Source organism: Burkholderia sp. Bp8998 (genome assembly GCF_003854235.1).
In the GTDB taxonomy this organism is placed as follows: domain Bacteria; phylum Pseudomonadota; class Gammaproteobacteria; order Burkholderiales; family Burkholderiaceae; genus Burkholderia.
In genome coordinates, this window is the sequence record NZ_QTQF01000016.1 from 73,098 (window position 1) to 91,823 (window position 18,726).

General features: G+C 68.9%; 13 protein-coding genes. 9 read left to right on the forward strand and 4 right to left on the reverse strand.

Annotated elements, in window-relative coordinates:
* Window position 1 precedes the first annotated feature (1 nt).
* The gene (recN, locus tag DIE06_RS17560) at window positions 2–1,651 is read left to right on the forward strand and encodes a DNA repair protein RecN (protein ID WP_124662496.1); all 1,650 of its coding nucleotides are present in this window, start codon (window positions 2–4) and stop codon (window positions 1,649–1,651) included.
* A gap of 128 nt (window positions 1,652–1,779) precedes the next feature.
* Here the strand turns inward: recN and glnE are convergent, their stop codons facing one another.
* The gene (gene glnE, locus DIE06_RS17565; RefSeq protein ID WP_124662497.1) at window positions 1,780–4,581 is read right to left on the reverse strand and encodes a bifunctional [glutamate--ammonia ligase]-adenylyl-L-tyrosine phosphorylase/[glutamate--ammonia-ligase] adenylyltransferase; all 2,802 of its coding nucleotides are present in this window, start codon (window positions 4,579–4,581) and stop codon (window positions 1,780–1,782) included.
* A 228-nt stretch (window positions 4,582–4,809) separates the two neighbouring features.
* Here glnE and DIE06_RS17570 point away from each other — a divergent pair, with 228 nt between their 5' ends.
* The 3 genes from DIE06_RS17570 to tldD all read left to right on the forward strand — a co-directional run bounded on the left by DIE06_RS17570 (window position 4,810) and on the right by tldD (window position 11,445).
* A complete protein-coding gene (locus tag DIE06_RS17570; RefSeq protein ID WP_124662498.1) occupies window positions 4,810–9,006 on the forward strand; it encodes a YhdP family protein in 4,197 nt (1,398 codons plus the stop codon).
* Window positions 9,007–9,057: 51 nt separating this feature from the next.
* Entirely contained in the window at window positions 9,058–9,885 is an 828-nt protein-coding gene (locus DIE06_RS17575) for a carbon-nitrogen hydrolase family protein (RefSeq protein WP_124662499.1), read from the forward strand.
* A 93-nt stretch (window positions 9,886–9,978) separates the two neighbouring features.
* Window positions 9,979–11,445, forward strand: a complete 1,467-nt coding sequence (gene tldD / locus DIE06_RS17580) for a metalloprotease TldD (protein WP_124498250.1) — start codon at window positions 9,979–9,981, stop codon at window positions 11,443–11,445.
* Between the two features lie 110 nt (window positions 11,446–11,555).
* On the opposite strand, the gene DIE06_RS17585 is transcribed toward tldD, so the two are convergent.
* Window positions 11,556–11,843 carry a hypothetical protein gene (locus DIE06_RS17585; RefSeq protein ID WP_185733418.1) on the reverse strand — a complete coding sequence of 96 codons (288 nt, stop codon included), beginning with the start codon at window positions 11,841–11,843 and terminating at the stop codon, window positions 11,556–11,558.
* Here DIE06_RS17585 and aroG point away from each other — a divergent pair.
* From aroG to DIE06_RS17600, 3 genes are all read left to right on the forward strand, one after another.
* Window positions 11,842–12,915 carry a 3-deoxy-7-phosphoheptulonate synthase AroG gene (gene aroG, locus DIE06_RS17590; protein ID WP_059465445.1) on the forward strand — a complete coding sequence of 358 codons (1,074 nt, stop codon included), beginning with the start codon at window positions 11,842–11,844 and terminating at the stop codon, window positions 12,913–12,915. The genes DIE06_RS17585 and aroG overlap by 2 nt on opposite strands.
* Before the next feature lie 121 nt (window positions 12,916–13,036).
* Window positions 13,037–13,306 (forward strand): type II toxin-antitoxin system Phd/YefM family antitoxin, encoded by a 270-nt coding sequence (locus DIE06_RS17595; RefSeq protein WP_124662500.1) that lies wholly within the window; start codon window positions 13,037–13,039, stop codon window positions 13,304–13,306.
* Entirely contained in the window at window positions 13,303–13,692 is a 390-nt protein-coding gene (locus DIE06_RS17600; protein ID WP_124662501.1) for a type II toxin-antitoxin system VapC family toxin, read from the forward strand. The genes DIE06_RS17595 and DIE06_RS17600 overlap by 4 nt, the downstream gene beginning before the upstream one ends.
* Before the next feature lie 79 nt (window positions 13,693–13,771).
* Here the strand turns inward: DIE06_RS17600 and hmpA are convergent, their stop codons facing one another.
* Together hmpA and DIE06_RS17610 are read right to left on the reverse strand one after the other, a co-directional pair.
* On the reverse strand, window positions 13,772–14,980 hold the full coding sequence (gene hmpA, locus DIE06_RS17605) for an NO-inducible flavohemoprotein (RefSeq protein ID WP_124662502.1): 1,209 nt from the start codon (window positions 14,978–14,980) through the stop codon (window positions 13,772–13,774).
* Between the two features lie 94 nt (window positions 14,981–15,074).
* On the reverse strand, window positions 15,075–15,626 hold the full coding sequence (locus DIE06_RS17610) for a cob(I)yrinic acid a,c-diamide adenosyltransferase (RefSeq protein WP_124662503.1): 552 nt from the start codon (window positions 15,624–15,626) through the stop codon (window positions 15,075–15,077).
* 140 nt (window positions 15,627–15,766) lie between these two features.
* Between DIE06_RS17610 and DIE06_RS17615 the strand changes: the two genes are divergently transcribed.
* On the forward strand, window positions 15,767–17,176 hold the full coding sequence (locus DIE06_RS17615) for an FAD-binding oxidoreductase (protein WP_124662504.1): 1,410 nt from the start codon (window positions 15,767–15,769) through the stop codon (window positions 17,174–17,176).
* Between the two features lie 38 nt (window positions 17,177–17,214).
* Window positions 17,215–18,708: an FAD-linked oxidase C-terminal domain-containing protein gene (locus DIE06_RS17620; protein ID WP_124662505.1), complete on the forward strand. Its 1,494-nt coding sequence runs from the start codon at window positions 17,215–17,217 to the stop codon at window positions 18,706–18,708.
* Window positions 18,709–18,726: the final 18 nt, after the last annotated feature.

Consider the following 18,726-nt stretch of genomic DNA (forward strand, 5'->3'; position numbering starts at 1 on the left):
CATGCTCCGCCACCTCTCGATTCGCGACTTCGTCATCGTCGCCGCGCTCGATCTCGAATTCGACAGCGGCTTTACCGTCTTTTCCGGCGAAACCGGCGCCGGCAAATCGATCCTGATCGACGCGCTGGCCCTCGCACTCGGCGAACGCGCCGATGCGAGCGTCGTGCGCGCCGGCTGCGGCCGCGCCGACATCACCGCCGAATTCACGCCGCACGACCGCGTCGCGCGCTGGCTCGACGAACATGCGTTCGACGCGGAGGACACCGTGATGCTGCGCCGCGTGATCGACGCGAACGGCCGCTCGCGCGCGTTCATCAACGGCACCAGCGCGACGCTCGCGCAGCTGCGCGAGCTCGGCGAAATGCTGGTCGACATCCATGGCCAGCACGCGCACCAGTTGCTGATGCGGCCCGACGCGCAGCGCGAGCTGTTCGACACGCACGCGGGGCTCGTCGCCGATGCCGCGAACGTCGCACGCGCGTGGCGAGTCTGGCGCGACGCGACGCAGGCGATCGAAGCCGCGAAAGCGCATGAGCGCGAACTGCAGCTCGAACGCGAGAAGCTCGCCTGGCAGCTCGCCGAGCTCGACAAGCTCGCGCCGCAGCCGGGCGAATGGGACGAAGTCGGCAGCGAGCACAAGCGCCTGTCGCATTCGGCGAACCTGATCGCCGGCGTGCAGGGCGCGCTCAACGCGCTGTCCGAGGCCGATGACGCGATGCTCCCGCAACTCGGTGCGATCGTGTCGAAGCTGCGCAGCCTGGCCGACTACGACACGGGGCTCGGCGACGCGCTCGCGTCGCTCGAACCGGCCGAGATCCAGCTGCAGGAAGCCGTCTATTCGCTGTCGCACTACGCGCAGCGGCTCGATCTCGACCCGGCCCGGCTCGCGCAGGTCGAAACGCGCCTCGACGCGCTGCACTCGACCGCCCGCAAGTTCCGGCTGCCGCCCGACACGCTGCATGAAGAACATGCGGCACGCCGAGCGCAGCTCGCCGCGCTCGACGCGGCCGCCGATCTCGGCGCGCTCGAAGCCGCGCAGGCGAAGGCATGGGAAGCCTATCTCGCCGACGCGAAACACCTGTCGAAGGCACGCACGCAGGCCGCGAAGGCACTCGGCACGGCCGTCACGGCCGGCATGCAGGAACTGTCGATGGCGGGCGGCAGCTTCGAAGTCGCGCTCGTGCCGCTCGCCGACGGTGGCCCGCACGGGCTCGAGCAGGTCGAATTCCGGGTCGCCGGGCACCCCGGCGTGCCGCTGCGGCCGCTCGCGAAAGTCGCGTCGGGCGGCGAACTCGCACGGATCAGCCTTGCGCTCGCGGTAATCGCGAGCGCGGCCAGCCCGACACCGACGCTGATTTTCGACGAAGTCGACACGGGGATCGGCGGCGGCGTCGCCGAAGTGGTCGGGCGCCTGCTGCACCAGCTCGGGCGCGACCGCCAGGTGCTGTGCGTGACGCACCTGCCGCAGGTTGCCGCGCGCGGCGACCATCACTTCCAGGTCGCGAAGGGCGCCGACGACCGCGGCGGCACCGTCTCGTCGGTCGTCCCGCTCGACAAGGCGAGCCGGGTCGAGGAAGTCGCCCGGATGCTCGGCGGGCTCGAGATCACGGCAACGACGCGCAAGCACGCGAAGGAAATGCTGGCGGCCTGACGCAGGCAACCGTCGGCCGAATGTACGAAGACCGGCGCATGCGCCGGTCTTTTCTTGACGGACGGCCGCGGCCGCCCGATCGTGCCCGCCCGCCCCGATGAGTCGAACGTTCGATTCGAACGCCAGACTCAAACGTCCGTTTCGACCGCGCCGAAGACGCGCTCCCACAGCGCCGTCACGGCCGCCCGCTCGTCGGCCACCAGCGCCGGATCGACCCGCGCCTTCTCCATTCCGTCGAGCCGCAGCTTGTGCTGCAGCTTCCGATACTTGCGGTACGCGGCGCCGACGCGCTCGGCTTCGTCCTCGCCCATCAGCCCGAATCGCGCAACCTCGCGCAGCAGCGCGATGTTGCCGGTGTTGCGGATCAGCTCGGCATCGCTCGACGCATGCAGCAGCACCCAGTACTGGACGATGAACTCGATGTCGACCATGCCGCCGCGATCGTGCTTCAGGTCGAACAGCTCGGTCTGGTTCGGGTGGCCGGCGAACACCTTGCCGCGCATGTCGACGATTTCCTTCGCGAGCACCGCCCCGTCACGCGCCGTCGTCAGCACCTGCTGGCGGATCGCCTCGAAGTCCGCGCCGATCTGCATGTCGCCCGCGCTGTAGCGGGCGCGCGTCAACGCCTGGTGTTCCCACACCCATGCGGTGTTCGCCGCGTCGCCTTCGCGCAGCTGGTAGCGGCGGAACGCGTCGAGATCGGTCACGAGCAGCCCGGCCTCGCCGTTCGGCCGCAGCCGCAGGTCGATGTCGAACAGCGCGCCCGCGCCGGTCGCGGTCGTGAGCCACGTGATCAGCCGTCGCGTGAACGTCGTGTAGACGTCCGCCGAGCGCTCGTCAGGGTCGTCGTACAGGAAGATCAGGTCGAGATCCGATGCGTAGCCGAGCTCCTTGCCGCCGAGCTTGCCGTACGCGATCACCGCGAACTTCGGCACGTCGCGATGGCGCTTCGCGAGCTGCGACCAGACCACTTCGATCGTCACGTCGAGCACCGCGTCGGCGAGCTCGGACAGGCGGTCGCTCACGTGCTCGACCGACAGCTGGCCCGCCAGATCGATCAGCAGGATGCGGAACACCTCCGCGTGCTGCGCGTGCCGCAGCAGGTCCATCTGCTGCTCGGGGCCGTCGGCGGCCGCGAGGCGCGCACGCAATGCGTCCTTGAACGCGGGCCAGTCGAACGGGCTCGCGATCGCTTCGTCGTCGAGCAGTTCGTCGAGCAGCTGCGGATGGCGGATCAGGTAGCCGCCGCCCCAGCGCGTCGCGCCGAGCACCGACAGCACGCGGTCGAGCGCGGCCGGATACTCGGTCAGGAGCGCGAGATAGACGCCGCGCCGGCTGACCGTCTCGAGCAGGTCGAACAGCCGCACGATGGTGTCGTCGCGGCGCGCGGCGTCGATCCCCGGCGCGGCCTCGAGCGCGCGCTGCGCGACGCTGTCGAAGCGTTGCCGGCTCTTTTCCGGCAGGCCCGCGTAGCGCGACGACTGCCAGATCGCGCGCAGCCGCGCGAGCACGGCCGCCGGATCGGTGAAGCCCAGGCCGTCGAGGCGCGCGAGCAACGCGTCGTCTTCGCCGTCGTCGGCGAGCGCCCCGCTCCAGATCCACGTGGCGGCCGTGTCCTCGCCCGCCGCGCAGGGGCCGCCGCTCACCTTGTCGGCAAAGATCTGGTCGAACTGCGCCTCGACGAACGTCCGGTAGCCGTCGAGCACCTTCATCAGCGCCGCGTAGTCGGCAAAGCCCAGCGACGCGGCCAGCGTCGCGCGCTCGTCCGGATCGACCGGCATCGCGTGCGTCTGCGCGTCGTCGCGGTACTGGAGCCGGTGCTCGAGCGTGCGCAGGAAGTTGTACGCGTCGGTCAGCCGCTCGCGCACGTCCTCGCCGATCAGCCCGCGCGCCTGCGCATGGCGCAGCACCGCGAGCGTCGGCCGCACGCGGAATTCCGCATCCTGGCCGCCGCGGATCAGCTGGAACACCTGCGCGCTGAATTCGATCTCGCGGATCCCGCCGCGCCCGAGCTTGATGTCGTCGGCCTTGTCGGGCCGCATCGACGCGCGGCGCGCGGCTTCGTGGCGAATCTGCTGGTGCAGCGAACGGATCGCGCCGATCACGCCGAAGTCGAGATAGCGGCGGTACACGAACGGCTTGACGATCGATTCGAGCTGCGCCTCCAGGCGCCGCGCCGCATCGCTGTCGCCTTCCGACACGAGCCGCCCCTTGATCCACGCGTAGCGCTCCCATTCGCGCCCCTGCACGTAGAAATATTCCTCGAGCATCCCGAGGCTGCAGACGAGCGGCCCCGAATCGCCGTTCGGGCGCAGCCGCATGTCGACGCGAAACACGTAGCCGTCTGCCGTGACCTCGGACAGCACGCCGATCAGGCGCCGGCCAAGGCGCGTGAAGTATTCCTGGGTGGACAACGGCGAGCGCGTGCCGCCGGCCGTCTCGCCGTCGTCCTCGTAGACGAAGATCAGGTCGATGTCGGACGACACGTTGAGCTCGCGGCCGCCGAGCTTGCCCATCCCGACCACGCCCAGCACGACGCGCTGACCGTCGGCGCCGCGCGGCTCGCCGTACATCGCCTCGAGCTCGGCCGACAGCAGCGCGAGCGAACGTTGCACGGCCACTTCGGCGAGATCCGTCATCGCGCCCGTCACCTCGGCGACGTCCGCGAAACCGCGCAGGTCGCGCTCCGCGACCGCGCCGAACACCTCGACACGCAACTGCCGCAGCGCGCGCTTCAGTTGCTCGTCGCTCGGCGCGGCCGTGCCGGCCAGCGGCGCGAGCAGCTCGGTCAGGCGCGCGTCGAGCTGCGCGCGGGAAAGCGGCGCGGCGGCCCATGCGGCGATCTGGTCGGACAGCGCGGGACGCGCGGCGGCCGCGCGGGCGAGGTAGCGGGAGTAGGACGGGCTGATCAGGGCGGAAGCGTCGGTCATCGAAAAGCGGGCCTGGCGGTAAGGCCCGCCGCCGCGGGACAACGCGTGCGCGCCCCGCTGCCGACAGGCCCCTTGGATTCGGCGCGGTGTCGCGACGCGGGTGCGCCGCCGCGAAAACCGCGCGCCGGAAAGCCCGTGCCGTGCTGCCGCAACGGCCGCCGGCACGAACCCGTGTGATACATTTCAACGTCAGTCTGCAAAACTACCATATCGCCGCCCTTCCGCCGCATGTCCGACCGTCAGGAATCCGCCTTAGCTGCGCCCGAAGCGGGACCTCCGAAGCACGATCATCCGGTCCTGCGCCGCGTGTTCAGGGTGACGCTGGCAGTCGGGATCGGCACCTACTTCGTTGCGTCCGGCGCGTTCCTCGGGCTGCGCTACGTACTGCTGCCGCGCATCGACGAATTCCGTCCGCGCATCGAGCGCGCGGTGTCCGACAAGCTCCACGCGCAGCTTTCGATCGGCAAACTGTCTCCCCACTGGTCCGGCATGCAGCCGGGCGTCGAAGTCGCCAACCTCACCATTCGCGGCCGCGATGGCCAGATCGCGCTGTCGGTCCCGCACGCGACGGCCGCGCTGTCGTGGATGTCGCTGCTGCGGCTGTCGCCCGCGCTGTCGAGCCTGATCGTCGACCATCCCGACCTCGTCGTCGCGCGCGCGGCCGACGGCTCGCTGAGCGTCGCGGGCGTCGGCGTCGCGACCACCCATGGCGGCAACGACACGTTCAGCACGTGGCTGCTGAAACAGGAAGCGATCGTGCTGCGCAACGGCACGCTGCGCTGGCGCGACGCGCAGCACGACGCACCGGAGCTCACGCTGTCCGGCATCCGCCTCGCGGTGCTCAACCACGGCCACGAGCACAAGGCCGCGCTGCAGGCGCCCGCGAACGGCACGCTGCTGCTCGGCCCGCTCGATTTCCGCGCGCGCTTCCGGCACAAGCCGCTCGCGCCGATGGGCAAGCCGACGAACTGGACCGGCGACGCGTATCTGTCGACCGGCCCGGTCGACCTGCAGACGCTCGGCCGCTATCTCGACATCCCGCTCACGATCCACGCGGGCCGGATCGACAACGCGATCTGGGCGACGTTCCAGGACGGACACCTGCGCTCCGCGGGCGGCGACCTGCAGGGCGCCGACGTGGTGCTGCGCGTGCGGCCGACCCAGCCGCGCCTCGACGTGCCGACGGTCGGGTTCGGCTGGGACATGACGCTGAACGCCGGCCGCGACTACACGCTGCACCTGACGCGCTTCAACGCGGAGCTCGGTCAGCCGCCGCTGCCGGACGGCACGCCGCTCGCCCGTTCGCTCGCGCTGTCGACGCTGACCGCCCGCTACCGCGTGCCGGCCGCCGACCAGGGGCAACTGTTGAGCGTCGTCGGCGACCGCGTCGATCTCGGCATCCTCAGCGAGTTCATCCGCGGGCTGCCGCTGCCGGCGCGCCTGCGCAACGAGCTGATCAAGCTCGACCCGCGCGGGATGGTGTCGAACTATCACATCGAGGTCGAACGCGCGAAGCCGGCGCGGGCCGAACTCGCCGACGAAGAACGGCGCACCGGCGCCGCGCCGATCGTCCGCTACCGCTTCCTCGGCGATCTGCAGGGCATCAGCGTCGCCGCGCAGGAGCCGCCGCCGGGGCTGTCCCCGCGCGGCCACCCGCGCGCCGGCTGGCCGGGCGTCGAGAATTTGTGGGGCCGCATCGACGCGAACGAAACCGGCGGCAGCGCGCACTTCGACACGGTCAACGCGGCGGTCACGGTGCCCGGCGAGTTCGACGAGCCGCGCCTGACCTTCGACCGGCTGCGCGGCAACGCAAAATGGGTGGTCACGCCGGCGCCGGGCGAGAAGCACGCGCGCGTCGACGTGACGTTGCCCGACCTGTTCGTCGCCAACCCCGATGCGGAAATCGCGGTGTCAGGCTCGTACACGAACCCCGGCCACGGCCGCGGCTCGCTCGACCTGCGCGCGGATTTCGCGCGTGCGTCGGTGGCACGCATTCCGCGCTACCTGCCGACCGGGATGTCCGAGCACCTGCGCGACTATCTCGGCCATGCGCTCCAGGACGGCCAGGTGACCAAGGGCGCGTCGATCGTCGCCCGCGGCCCGCTCGAGAAATTCCCCTTCGAACACGAGCCGGATGCCGGCGTGTTCCACATCGTCGCGCCGTTCACCGGCGGGCGCTTCGAGCCGACGCCGTACCCGCCGCGCAAGCTCGCGAACGGCACGCCGAGCGTCTGGCCGGCGCTCGACGGGATCGACGGCGTGTTCGAGCTCGCGCAGAACAAGCTGCACTTCGACATCGCGCGCGCGCACTACAAGCGCGTCGCGCTGACGAAGGTCGCCGGCCGGATCGACGATCTCGGCAACCCGTCGAAGTCGCCGCTGATCATCGACGGCCATGCGCAAGGCCCGCTCGCGGATCTCATCGACTATGCGGACAACAGCTCGCTCGGCACGATGAGCGGGCATATCGGCCGGCGGATCGATGCGCAGGGACCCGCCGCGCTCGCGCTCAAGATCACGATTCCGCAGCACGTTCCGCATCCGCATACGCACGTCGAGGGCGCACTCGCGTTCGGCGGCAACACGCTGTCGACCGACGGCGTGCCGCCGCTGTCCGCGCTGCGCGGCAGCGTGCGCTTCACCGAGGCCGGCGCGTCGCTGCACGACCTGTCGGGACGCTTCCTCGGCGGCCCGGTGCGCGCGAACGGCAACTTCCAGTCGCACGGCCCGTACGCGGTGGACGTCGACGGCAAGCTCGCGCTCGATGCCGCGCGCGGCCTGAACCTGCGCGGCACGGCCGCGGCGCTGCTCGAGCACGTGGTCGGCGACGCGCCGTACCAGCTCGCCGTGCGCGGCGCGCCGGGCCGCCTGCCGGCGGTCACCGCGCATTCCGACCTGACGGGCGTCGCGCTGAATTTCCCGGCGCCGTTCGCGAAACCGGCCGGCACGCCGATGCCGTTCCGCTTCACGCTGCAGCCGGCCGCGCAGGCGGGCGACAAGCGCCTCGAACATGCCGACCTGACGCTCGGCCCCGTATCCGCGACCTACCTGCTCGATGCGACGCCCGGCCAGCCGCTGCGCGCGGTGCGCGGCGCGATGGGCATCCACCGGATGCCCGACCTGCCGCAGGACGGCGTGAGCGCCGCCGTCGACGTCGACGAGCTGGACGCCGACGCATGGCTCGCGCTGGCCCGCACCCTGCCGCACGACACGCCGCGCGCACCGGAGCAGACCGCCCCACGCATCGACGCCGCGAGCTTCACGCCGAAGCGCTTCGCGCTCCACTTCGGCACGCTGAAACTGCTCAAGCGCAACTGGGAAAACGTGATCATCGGCGCGTCGCACGTCGACGAGCTGTGGCAGGCGAACATCGCGTCGAACCAGGTATCGGGCTACCTGTCGTGGGTGCCGGGCGGCGGCCACAACGGCGCCGGCGTGCTGAACGCGCGGCTCGCGAGGCTCGTGATTCCGCAGAGCGCGCAGCACGACCTCGTCGGCCGCGCGATGAACCTGCCGACGCCGACCGACCGGCCGATGCCGTCGGTCGACCTGATCGTCGACCAGGTCGTCGCGCACGATCACGACATCGGCCGGCTCGTCGTCAACGCGCGCAACATCGAGGAGGACGGCGCGCCGGTGTGGCAGCTCGACCAGCTCGAGCTGGCGAACCCGGCCGCGAAGCTGACGGCGACCGGCAACTGGCGCACGTCGCGCCGCGCGCTGGCCCGCGGCATCGACGAAAACGATGCGCCGCGCCGCAGCGTGTTCGACTTCAAGCTCGACGTCGGCAACGCGGGCGCGCTGCTCGACCTCGTCGGCCTGCCGCGCACGCTTGCGGACGGCCACGGCACGGTGACCGGCAAGGTCGGCTGGCGCGGTGGCCCGACCGCGGTCGATCTGCCGTCATTGGGCGGCCAGGTCGCGCTCGACCTGGAACACGGCCAGATCCTGAAGGTCGACCCGGGCGCCGCGAAACTGCTCGGCGTGCTGAGCCTGCAGAGTCTCGCGCGCTTCCTGACGCTGAATTTCCGCGACGTGATCGGCAAGGGGCTGCCGTTCGACAAGATCACGGGCACCAGCCGGATCTCGAACGGAATCGCACGCACCGACGACTTCTCGATGACGACGGCGCCCGCGAACGTGACGGTGCGCGGCGCGGTCGACCTCCGCACCGAGACGCAGGACCTGCATGCGCACGTCGCGCCGAAGATCGGCGCCGGCACGGCGGCAATCGCGGCCGCGATCATCAATCCGCTGCTCGGCGTCGGCGTGCTGGCTGCGAACTACGCGCTGTCGGAGACGCTGTCGCACGCATTCGCGCTCGACTACGCGATCACGGGCTCGTGGGCGCATCCGCACATCGAGCGGGTGCGGGGCGATCAGGGTAAGATGAATCACGGTCCGGCCGATGCGGCGAGCCATTGATCGCTCGATGGTGCCGGGCCGCACCCCATTTATGACGCAACCGATCCAGCGATGACCGATCACACCCGTTCCGCCACACCCTTTCGGGTCGCCGCGCTGCAGATGGTGAGCACGCCGGACGTCGCACGCAATCTCGCCGAAGCCGGCCGCCTGATCTCTGAAGCGGCTGGCGACGGCGCACACCTCGTGCTGCTGCCCGAGTACTTCTGCTTCATGGGCCACCGCGACACCGACAAGCTCACGCTCGCCGAACCCTATCGCGACGGCCCGATCCAGCGCTTCCTCGCGGAGGCCGCGCATCGTCACGGCATCTGGGTGATCGGCGGCACGCTGCCGCTGAAGGCGCCGGAACCCGATCGCGTGCTGAACACGACGCTCGTGTTCGACCCGAACGGCCGCGAGGCGGCCCGCTACGACAAGATCCACCTGTTCAACTTCGAGAAAGGCGACGAATCGTTCGACGAGGCCCGCACGATCCGCGCGGGCGACACGGTCGTCGCGTTCGACGCGCCGTTCGGGCGAGTCGGCCTGTCGGTCTGCTACGATCTGCGCTTTCCGGAGCTGTATCGCAGGATGGGCGACTGCGCGCTGATCGTCGTGCCGTCGGCGTTTACGTATACGACGGGCCGCGCGCACTGGGAAATGCTGCTGCGCGCGCGGGCCGTCGAAAACCAGTGCTACGTGCTCGCGGCCGCGCAAGGCGGCAAGCACGAGAACGGCCGGCGCACCTGGGGCCACAGCATGCTGATCGACCCGTGGGGCGAGATCGTCGCGGTCCGCGACGAGGGCGCGAGCGTCGTGACCGGCGTGCTCGATCCGCAGCGCATCGCCGACGTGCGCCAGAGCCTGCCCGCGTGGCGGCATCGCGTGCTGGCCTGAACCGCTGACCCGCCGCGGCGCTTGAAACGCCGGCCGGCCAACCCATCTGCCCAGAACGCACCCGACAACTTTTTGAGAACCCTCGATACCCGCATGAACATCATCGAACCCGGCATCCGCAATCTCGCGCTGGCGAAGGACATCCTCCTCACGCCGTACGGCCTCGACGAGAGCCTGCTCACGCGCACGATCGCCGACATCTTCACGCATCGCGTCGACTACGCGGACCTGTACTTCCAGGCGACCCGCAGCGAAGCGTGGAGCCTCGAGGAAGGCATCGTGAAGTCGGGCAGCTTCAGCATCGACCAGGGCGTCGGCGTGCGCGCGGTCGCGGGCGACCGCACCGCGTTCGCGTACTCGGACGACCTGTCGCCGGAAGCCATCGCGCAGGCGGCCGCGGCCACCAAGGCGATCGCGGCGGCCGGCGGCGGCCGCCAGAAGATCAAGGCGGCGACGTCGCTGAAGGGCATCTCGGGCCGCGACCTGTACCTGCCGTCCGATCCGCTCGCGTCGCTCGACGCGACCGCCAAGGTCAAGCTGCTCGAGCGCATCGAGCAGATGGCGCGCGGCCGCGATCCGCGCGTCACGCAGGTGATGGCGGGCCTCGCCGGCGAATACGACGTCGTGCTGGTCGCGCGCAGCGACGGCGCGCTCGCGGCCGACATCCGGCCGCTCGTGCGCGTGTCGGTCACGGTGATCGCCGAACAGAACGGCCGCCGCGAGATCGGCTCCGGCGGCGGCGGCGGCCGCTTCGACTACGGCTACTTCACCGATGACGTGCTGTCGCGCTACGTCGACGACGCCGTGCACGCGGCGCTCGTGAACCTCGACGCGCGCCCCGCGCCGGCCGGCGCGATGACGGTCGTGCTCGGGCCGGGCTGGCCGGGCGTGCTGCTGCACGAGGCGATCGGCCATGGCCTCGAGGGCGACTTCAACCGCAAGGGCTCGTCGGCGTTCGCCGGCCGGATCGGCGAGCAGGTCGCCGCGAAAGGCGTGACCGTCGTCGACGACGGCACGCTGCCGAATCGCCGCGGCTCACTGAACATCGACGACGAAGGCAACCCGACGCAGTGCACGACGCTGATCGAGGACGGCATCCTGAAGGGCTACATCCAGGACACGCTGAACGCGCGCCTCATGAAGATGCCCGTCACCGGCAACGCGCGGCGCGAGTCCTATGCGGCGCTGCCGATGCCGCGCATGACCAACACGTACATGCTGAACGGCGACAAGGATCCGCAGGAAATCATCGCGTCGGTGAAGAACGGCCTGTACGCGGTGAACTTCGGCGGCGGCCAGGTCGACATCACGAACGGCAAGTTCGTGTTCTCGGCGTCCGAGGCATACATGATCGAGAACGGCAAGGTCACCTACCCGGTGAAGGGTGCGACGCTGATCGGCAGCGGCCCGGAGTCGCTGAAGTACGTGAGCATGATCGGCAACGACATGTCGCTCGACTCGGGCGTCGGCGTGTGCGGCAAGGAAGGCCAGAGCGTGCCGGTCGGCGTCGGCCAGCCGACCCTGCGGATCGACAAGATGACGGTCGGCGGTACGGCATAACCGCATCGCGACGCAGACAATCCGCGTATTTTGATAAAAGCGCGCGGATTGTCCGCATTTTTGAGCGCCCCCGATTGCCAGCCGCACGGCGACGGGGTATAAATTCTGAATCAACTTTTTTGACGAACCGAATCTCCGTCATGTCCGCCAAGTTTTATTTTTACTTTTTTTGGCATCTCAGACCGCTGGCGGATCGAGAGGGTTGATGGCGCGTAAAGCGCAACCGAAATTCCCGAAAAAACCGCCGGCGAACCCGGCGGTTTTTTTTCGCCCTTCGCCACCCGGTCGCCGCCGCAGCGGATCCCGCGGCCCCGACCGAAATCACTGAATCGCTTGAATTGATGAATCTGCCGCACGCGCACTGACCGAACGGCGCCCGGAAAAAGGAGAAACAGCATGCCCCCGCACAACACCGACGACGTCCGCATTCGTGAGCTCAAGGAACTGACGCCGCCCGCCCACCTGATCCGCGAATTCGCGTGCTCCGAGGCCGCATCCGAGCTGATCTACAACTCGCGCCAGTCGATGCACCGCATCCTGCACGGGATGGACGACCGGCTGATCGTCGTGATCGGGCCGTGCTCGATCCACGATACGAAGGCGGCGATCGAGTATGCGGGTCGGCTCGTGAAGGAGCGCGAGCGCTTCAAGGGGGAACTGGAGATCGTGATGCGCGTGTACTTCGAGAAGCCGCGCACGACGGTCGGCTGGAAGGGGCTCATCAACGATCCGCACCTGGACAACAGCTTCAAGATCAACGAAGGGCTGCGCACCGCGCGCGAACTGCTGCTGCAGATCAACGAGATGGGGCTGCCGGCCGCGACCGAATACCTCGACATGATCAGCCCGCAGTACATCGCCGACCTGATCTCGTGGGGCGCGATCGGCGCGCGCACGACCGAGTCGCAGGTGCACCGCGAGCTGGCGTCGGGGCTGTCGTGCCCGGTCGGCTTCAAGAACGGTACCGACGGCAACGTGAAGATCGCGGTCGACGCGATCAAGGCCGCGTCGCAGCCGCACCATTTCCTGTCGGTGACCAAGGGCGGCCACTCGGCGATCGTGTCGACGGCCGGCAACGAGGACTGCCACGTGATCCTGCGCGGCGGCAAGACGCCGAACTACGATGCGGACAGCGTGAACGCCGCATGCGCGGACATCGGCAAGGCCGGCCTCGCCGCGCGCCTGATGATCGACGCGAGCCACGCGAACAGCTCGAAGAAACACGAGAACCAGATTCCCGTGTGCGCGGACATCGGCCGCCAGGTCGCGGCCGGCGACGAGCGCATCGTCGGCGTGATGATCGAGTCGCACCTTGTCGAGGGGCGCCAGGACCTGAAGGAAGGCTGCCCGCTGACCTACGGCCAGAGCATCACCGACGCGTGCATCGCATGGGACGACAGCGTGAAGGTGCTCGAAGGCCTCGCGGAATCGGTGAAGGCACGCCGCGTCGCGCGCGGCAGCGGCAACTGACGCACGCAGACAGGCCGACCGCATGACCCCGCCTGACGGCGGGTTGGCCATGCAGTCAGCCTGCGGTTGTCGTTTCGCTCTGCTAGACTAGCTAACATCATCTAGCTAACCAGGGACGATCATGGCGACCGTCAATATGCACGATGCCAAGTCGCGGCTCTCAAGCCTCGTCGAGGCGCTTGAATTGGGGCGGGAATCCGAAGTCGTGATCGCCCGCAACGGTCATCCGGTCGCACGGATCGTGCCTTACGTGGCGCCGAAGCGGATCGGCGCCGCCCGCCAGTTGCTTGCCGGGTTGAACATCCCGACGACGGTCGAGGCATTCAATGCCGGCGATGAATCGATCGCCGCCGACTTCGACGCGAGCTCGGCAGAAGGACTCGCACCGTGAAGCTGCTGCTCGATACGCATATCGCACTTTGGGCCGCCGAAGGGGCGCCTCAACTTTCGGCGACCGCGGTCGCGTTGATCGAGCATCCCGAGAACACGCTGTACGTCAGCGCCGCGTCCATCTGGGAAATCGCGATCAAATATCGCAACGGCAATCTGCCCGTTCATCCGCGCGATGCACGTTCGGCGTTCCGGCTCGCAGGATTTGCGGAGTTGCCGATCAGCAGCGATCACGTCGAAGGCGTCGCCGCACTGCCCGATTTTTCGGATCATGCTGATCCGTTCGACCGCGTGATGGTCGCTCAGGCGCTCCATGAAGGCATGCCACTCGTCAGCGCAGATCCCAAAGTGTGGCGCTATCACGCCACGCTGATGCTGCGCGCGTGATGCGCTGCCCGCGACAAAAGCAAAGCCCGGCTCACGCCGGGCTTTCTCATTGCCGTGGCCGAAACCGGCCGTCAGGCTCTCACTCGAGCGCGCCCGAGCCGAAGATCTCGGTATTGATGCGCTCCGGCGCGACGCCGAGCGCGACCAGTGCGTCACGTTGTGCCTTCATGAACGCGATCGGGCCGCAGATGTAGTAGTCGGCATCCGGCACCAGCGCATATTGCTTCACGCGTTCCGGCGTCAGGCGCCCTTCGAGTTCGTGATCGACACCGACCCGGTCGTCCGGGCCCACCAGCTCGTACAGCACCGTGCGCTTGAAGTTGGCGTGTTCGCGCACCGTATCGTTCAGCCAGTCGCGGAACGCATGCACCGCGCCCGACCGGCAGGCGTGGACGAACCGCACCTCACGCTTGCTGCCTTCGCCGGCCAGCGTCGATGCCATCGACACCATCGGCGTCAGGCCGACGCCGCCGGAGATCAGCACGACCGGCGTATCGACGCCGCGCTTCAGCGAGAATTCGCCCATCGGCGCGGTCACCTCGACGATCGCCCCCTCCTCCACGCCGTCATGCATCAGCGTCGACACCTTGCCGGCCGGGATCGCTTCCGGCTGGCCGGCCTCGCGCTTCACCGAGATGCGCAGCCACTTGCCGTGCGGCGCGTCGGACAGGCTGTACTGACGCGGCTGGTCGACGCCGAGATCGCCGACGAAGCGCTTCACCGTGATGTACTGGCCCGGCTCGAAGGTCGGCGCCTCGCCGCCGTCGGCGGGCGTCAGGTAGAACGACGTGATCTCGTCGCTTTCACGCACCTTGCGGGCGACCTTGAACGGACGGAAGCCGCTCCACGCGGCGCCCGCGTACAGGTCGGCCTCGGCGCCGATCAGGATCTGCGCGAGCTGGCCGTACGCAACGCGCCATGCCTCGAGCGTCTCCGCATCGACCGCGTCGCCGAGCACTTCGACGATCGACGCGAGCAGGTTCTCGCCGACGATCGGGTAATGCTCGGGGCGGATGTTCAGGCTCGCGTGCTTGTGTGCGATGTGCGACACCGCCCCGCCGAGCGCGCCGAGGTTGTCGATGTTCGCCGCGTACGCATAGACCGCCTTCGCGAGCGTTTCCGGCTGGCTGCCGGTCTTCTGGTGCGTCTGGTTGAACAGGTTCTTCAGTTCCGGATGCCGCGCGAACATGCGCTGGTAGAAATGCTTCGTGATCGTCGCGCCATGCACGGCGAGGACAGGGGCAGTGGCCTTCACGCGAGCCATCTGATCAGCGGTGATGTGGGTCATGTTCGTTCTCCGTTAAACATGCACATATAATACATCTTTAAAAATCGACGCCCCTCGGGCAAATTGTCGCAGTGCGGAAAAACGACCCCGGGCGTCAGCGGACGCGCCCGCGCTCCCACAGCACGTCCGAGCCGCCATCCGCGCGGTTCAGCACGCGCGCCAGCACGAATAACAGGTCCGACAGCCGGTTCACGTAACGCCGCGGCGCATCATTGAGCGTGTCCGTACGCCCGAGCGCGACGATCGAGCGCTCCGCGCGCCGGCACACCGTCCGGCACACGTGCGCGAGCGACGCCGCACGCGAGCCGGCCGGCAGGATGAATTCCTTCAGCGGCGGCAGCGTCGCGTTGTAGTCGGCCAGCCACCGGTCGAGGCGCGCGAGGTGCGTGTCGTCGAGCACCGCATGGCCGGGAATGCACAGCTCGCCGCCGAGATCGAACAGGTCGTGCTGGATCGTGACGAGCGCCGTGCGCACGTCGTCCGGCAGCGGTTCGGCGAGCAGCACGCCGAGATTCGAGTTCAGTTCGTCGACGTCGCCGATCGCGGCGATCCGCGCGTCGTCCTTGCCGATGCGCCGTCCGTCGCCGAGGCCGGTGGTGCCGTCGTCGCCCGTGCGCGTCGCGATCTTGCTCAAGCGGTTGCCCATGCGAATGTCCTCTCGTGCGCGGCCGCGATGCGGCCCGGTTGGGTTGAAACGCGATTATCGCAGCCCGCGGCGGCAGGCGCAGCGGGTGTTCCAGCGTAGAATGGGCCGAAAGTTTGACAAGCAGTCGTCAGGAGACATTCGTGAATCACCCTGCCTCGCCGGCCACCGCGCGCCGCCCGCTGCCTCCCGCCATCCTCGATGCGCTGCGCGCCGCCTTCGGCGAGCGCGTGTCGACCGCCGACGCCGTCCGCGCCCATCACGGCCGCGACGAATCGCCGTTCGATCCGCAACTGCCCGACGCCGTCGTGTTCGCCCGCAACGCCGATGAAGTCCGCGAAGTCGTGTCGCTGTGCGCGCTCTACAGCGTGCCGCTGATCCCGTACGGCGCCGGCTCGTCGCTCGAGGGCCACCTGCTCGCCGTGCGCGGCGGCATCTCGCTCGACCTGTCGGAAATGAACCGCGTGCTGTCGATCAACGCGGAAGACCTGACGGTCACGGTCGAACCGGGCATCACGCGCAAGGCGCTCAATGAAGCGCTGCGCGACACCGGCCTGTTCTTCCCGATCGATCCGGGCGCCGACGCCAGCATCGGCGGCATGACCGCGACCCGTGCATCGGGCACCAACGCCGTGCGCTACGGGACGATGCGCGAGAACGTGCTGGGCCTGACTGCCGTGCTCGCCGACGGCCGCGTCGTAAAGACGGGCTCGCGTGCGCGCAAGTCGTCCGCCGGCTACGATCTCACGCGACTGTTCGTCGGCTCCGAAGGCACGCTCGGCGTGATCACCGAGATCACGCTGCGCCTGCATCCGCTGCCCGAAGCCGTGTCGGCCGCGATCTGCACGTTCCCGTCGATGAGCGACGCGGTGCGCACCGTGATCGAGACGATCCAGATCGGCGTGCCGATCGCACGCGTCGAGTTCGTCGACTCGCTCGCGGTGCGCTCGATCAACCGCCACTCGAACCTGACGCTCGCCGAAGCGCCGACGCTGTTCTTCGAATTCCACGGCACCGAGGCGGGCGTGAAGGAACAGGCCGAGCTGGTGCAGGCGCTCGCGGGCCAGAACAACGGCCAGGGCTTCGAATGGGCGACCCGCCCCGAGGACCGCACGCGGCTCTGGGCCGCGCGCCACAACGCGTACTTCGCGATGCTGCAGCTGAAGCCCGGCTGCCGCGCGGTGACGACCGACGTGTGCGTGCCGATCTCGCAACTCGCCGCGTGCGTCGAGGAGACCGAAGCCGACCTGCGCGCATCGACGCTGCCCTGCCCGATCGTCGGTCACGTCGGCGACGGCAATTTCCACGTCGCGATCCTGATCGATCCCGACAAGCCCGAGGAAATCGACGAAGCCGAACGCATCAACGACCGGATCGTCGAGCGCGCGCTGCGCCTCGGCGGCACGTGCACCGGCGAACACGGCGTCGGGCTGCACAAGATGCGCTTCCTGCCGAAGGAGCACGGCGACGACGCGATCGACGCGATGCGTGCGATCAAGCTTGCGCTCGATCCGCGCAACCTGATGAATCCGGGCAAGATCTTCACGTGCTGACACGGCGCAGCGATGACGCACCTCCCGCAGGAGACTGAATGAACGCTTCCGTCGAACTATCGAGCGCGACCCGCGCGCAGCGCCAGCGCGAAGTCGTGCAGGCGCTGATGGCCGTGCTGCCGACGCATTGCCTGCTGTTCCGCGACGAAGACACCGCGCCGTACGAATGCGACGGCCTGTCCGCGTACCGCCGCCTGCCGCTCGCGGTCGCGCTGCCCGAAACCGAATCGCAGGTGCAGCGGATCGTGCAGATCTGCCGCCGCATGGAAGTGCCGATCGTGCCGCGCGGCGCGGGCACGAGCCTGTCCGGCGGCGCGCTGCCGATCGTGAACGGCGTCGTGCTGTCGCTCGCGCGCTTCACGCGCATCGTCGAGGTCGACCCGTACGCGCGCACGGCCACCGTGCAGCCCGGCGTGCGCAACCTCGCGATTTCGGAAGCCGCCGCGCCTTACGGGCTGTATTACGCGCCCGATCCTTCATCGCAGATCGCGTGCACGATCGGCGGCAACGTCGCTGAAAATTCCGGCGGCGTCCATTGCCTGAAATACGGGCTGACGGTGCACAACGTGATGCGCGTGCGCGCGGTCACGATCGACGGCGAAATCGTCGAGTTCGGCTCGCTCGGCCTCGACGCGCCGGGCCTCGACCTGCTCGCGGTGATGATCGGCAGCGAAGGGATGTTCGCGATCGTCACCGAAGTCACGGTGAAGCTGATCCCGAAGCCGCAGACCGCACAGCTCGTGATGGCCAGCTTCGACGATGTCGTGAAGGGCGGCGAGGCGGTCGCCGCGATCATCGCGTCGGGCATCATCCCGGCCGGGCTGGAGATGATGGACAAGCCGGCCACCCAGGCCGTCGAGGCGTTCACCCATGCGGGCTACGACCTCGACGCGAAGGCGATCCTGCTGTGCGAATCGGACGGCACGCCCGAAGAAGTCGCCGAGGAAGTCGTCCGCATGACGGCCGTGCTGCGCGAGCACGGTGCGACGCGTATCCAGGTCTCGCGCAACGAGAGCGAGCGGCTGCGCTTCTGGTCGGGCCGCAAGAACGCGTTCCCGGCCGCCGGGCGCATTTCCGCCGACTATTACTGCATGGACGGCACCGTGCCGCGCCGCGCGATCGGCCCGCTGCTCGCCCGCATCGAACAACTCGAGACGCGCTACGGGTTGCGCTGCATCAACGTGTTCCATGCCGGCGACGGCAACATGCATCCGCTGATCCTCTACAACGCGAACGATCCGGACGAGCTGCACCGCGCCGAACAGTTCGGTGCGGAAATCCTCGAATGCTGCGTGGAATTCGGCGGCAGCGTGACGGGCGAGCACGGCGTCGGCATCGAAAAACTCAATTCGATGTGCGTACAGTTCTCGCCGCAGGAGCGCGATGCGTTCTTCGCGGTCAAGCGCGCGTTCGATCCGGCCGGGCTGCTCAACCCCGACAAGGGCATCCCGACCCGCGCGCGCTGCGCGGAGTACGGCCGCCAGCACGTGCGCGGGGGGCTGCTGCCGCACCCCGACCTGCCGCGCTTCTGAGCGCCGCGCGGTTGCGCG

What these genes read in the sequence shown, in the direction of transcription:
- recN (WP_124662496.1), top strand. Translation starts at nt 2, where the DNA reads ATGCTCCGCCACCTCTCGATTCGCGACTTCGTCATCGTCGCCGCGCTC.
- glnE (WP_124662497.1), bottom strand. Translation starts at nt 4,581, where the DNA reads ATGACCGACGCTTCCGCCCTGATCAGCCCGTCCTACTCCCGCTACCTC.
- DIE06_RS17570 (WP_124662498.1), top strand. Translation starts at nt 4,810, where the DNA reads ATGTCCGACCGTCAGGAATCCGCCTTAGCTGCGCCCGAAGCGGGACCT.
- DIE06_RS17575 (WP_124662499.1), top strand. Translation starts at nt 9,058, where the DNA reads ATGACCGATCACACCCGTTCCGCCACACCCTTTCGGGTCGCCGCGCTG.
- tldD (WP_124498250.1), top strand. Translation starts at nt 9,979, where the DNA reads ATGAACATCATCGAACCCGGCATCCGCAATCTCGCGCTGGCGAAGGAC.
- aroG (WP_059465445.1), top strand. Translation starts at nt 11,842, where the DNA reads ATGCCCCCGCACAACACCGACGACGTCCGCATTCGTGAGCTCAAGGAA.
- DIE06_RS17585 (WP_185733418.1), bottom strand. Translation starts at nt 11,843, where the DNA reads ATGCTGTTTCTCCTTTTTCCGGGCGCCGTTCGGTCAGTGCGCGTGCGG.
- DIE06_RS17595 (WP_124662500.1), top strand. Translation starts at nt 13,037, where the DNA reads ATGGCGACCGTCAATATGCACGATGCCAAGTCGCGGCTCTCAAGCCTC.
- hmpA (WP_124662502.1), bottom strand. Translation starts at nt 14,980, where the DNA reads ATGACCCACATCACCGCTGATCAGATGGCTCGCGTGAAGGCCACTGCC.
- DIE06_RS17610 (WP_124662503.1), bottom strand. Translation starts at nt 15,626, where the DNA reads ATGGGCAACCGCTTGAGCAAGATCGCGACGCGCACGGGCGACGACGGC.
- DIE06_RS17620 (WP_124662505.1), top strand. Translation starts at nt 17,215, where the DNA reads ATGAACGCTTCCGTCGAACTATCGAGCGCGACCCGCGCGCAGCGCCAG.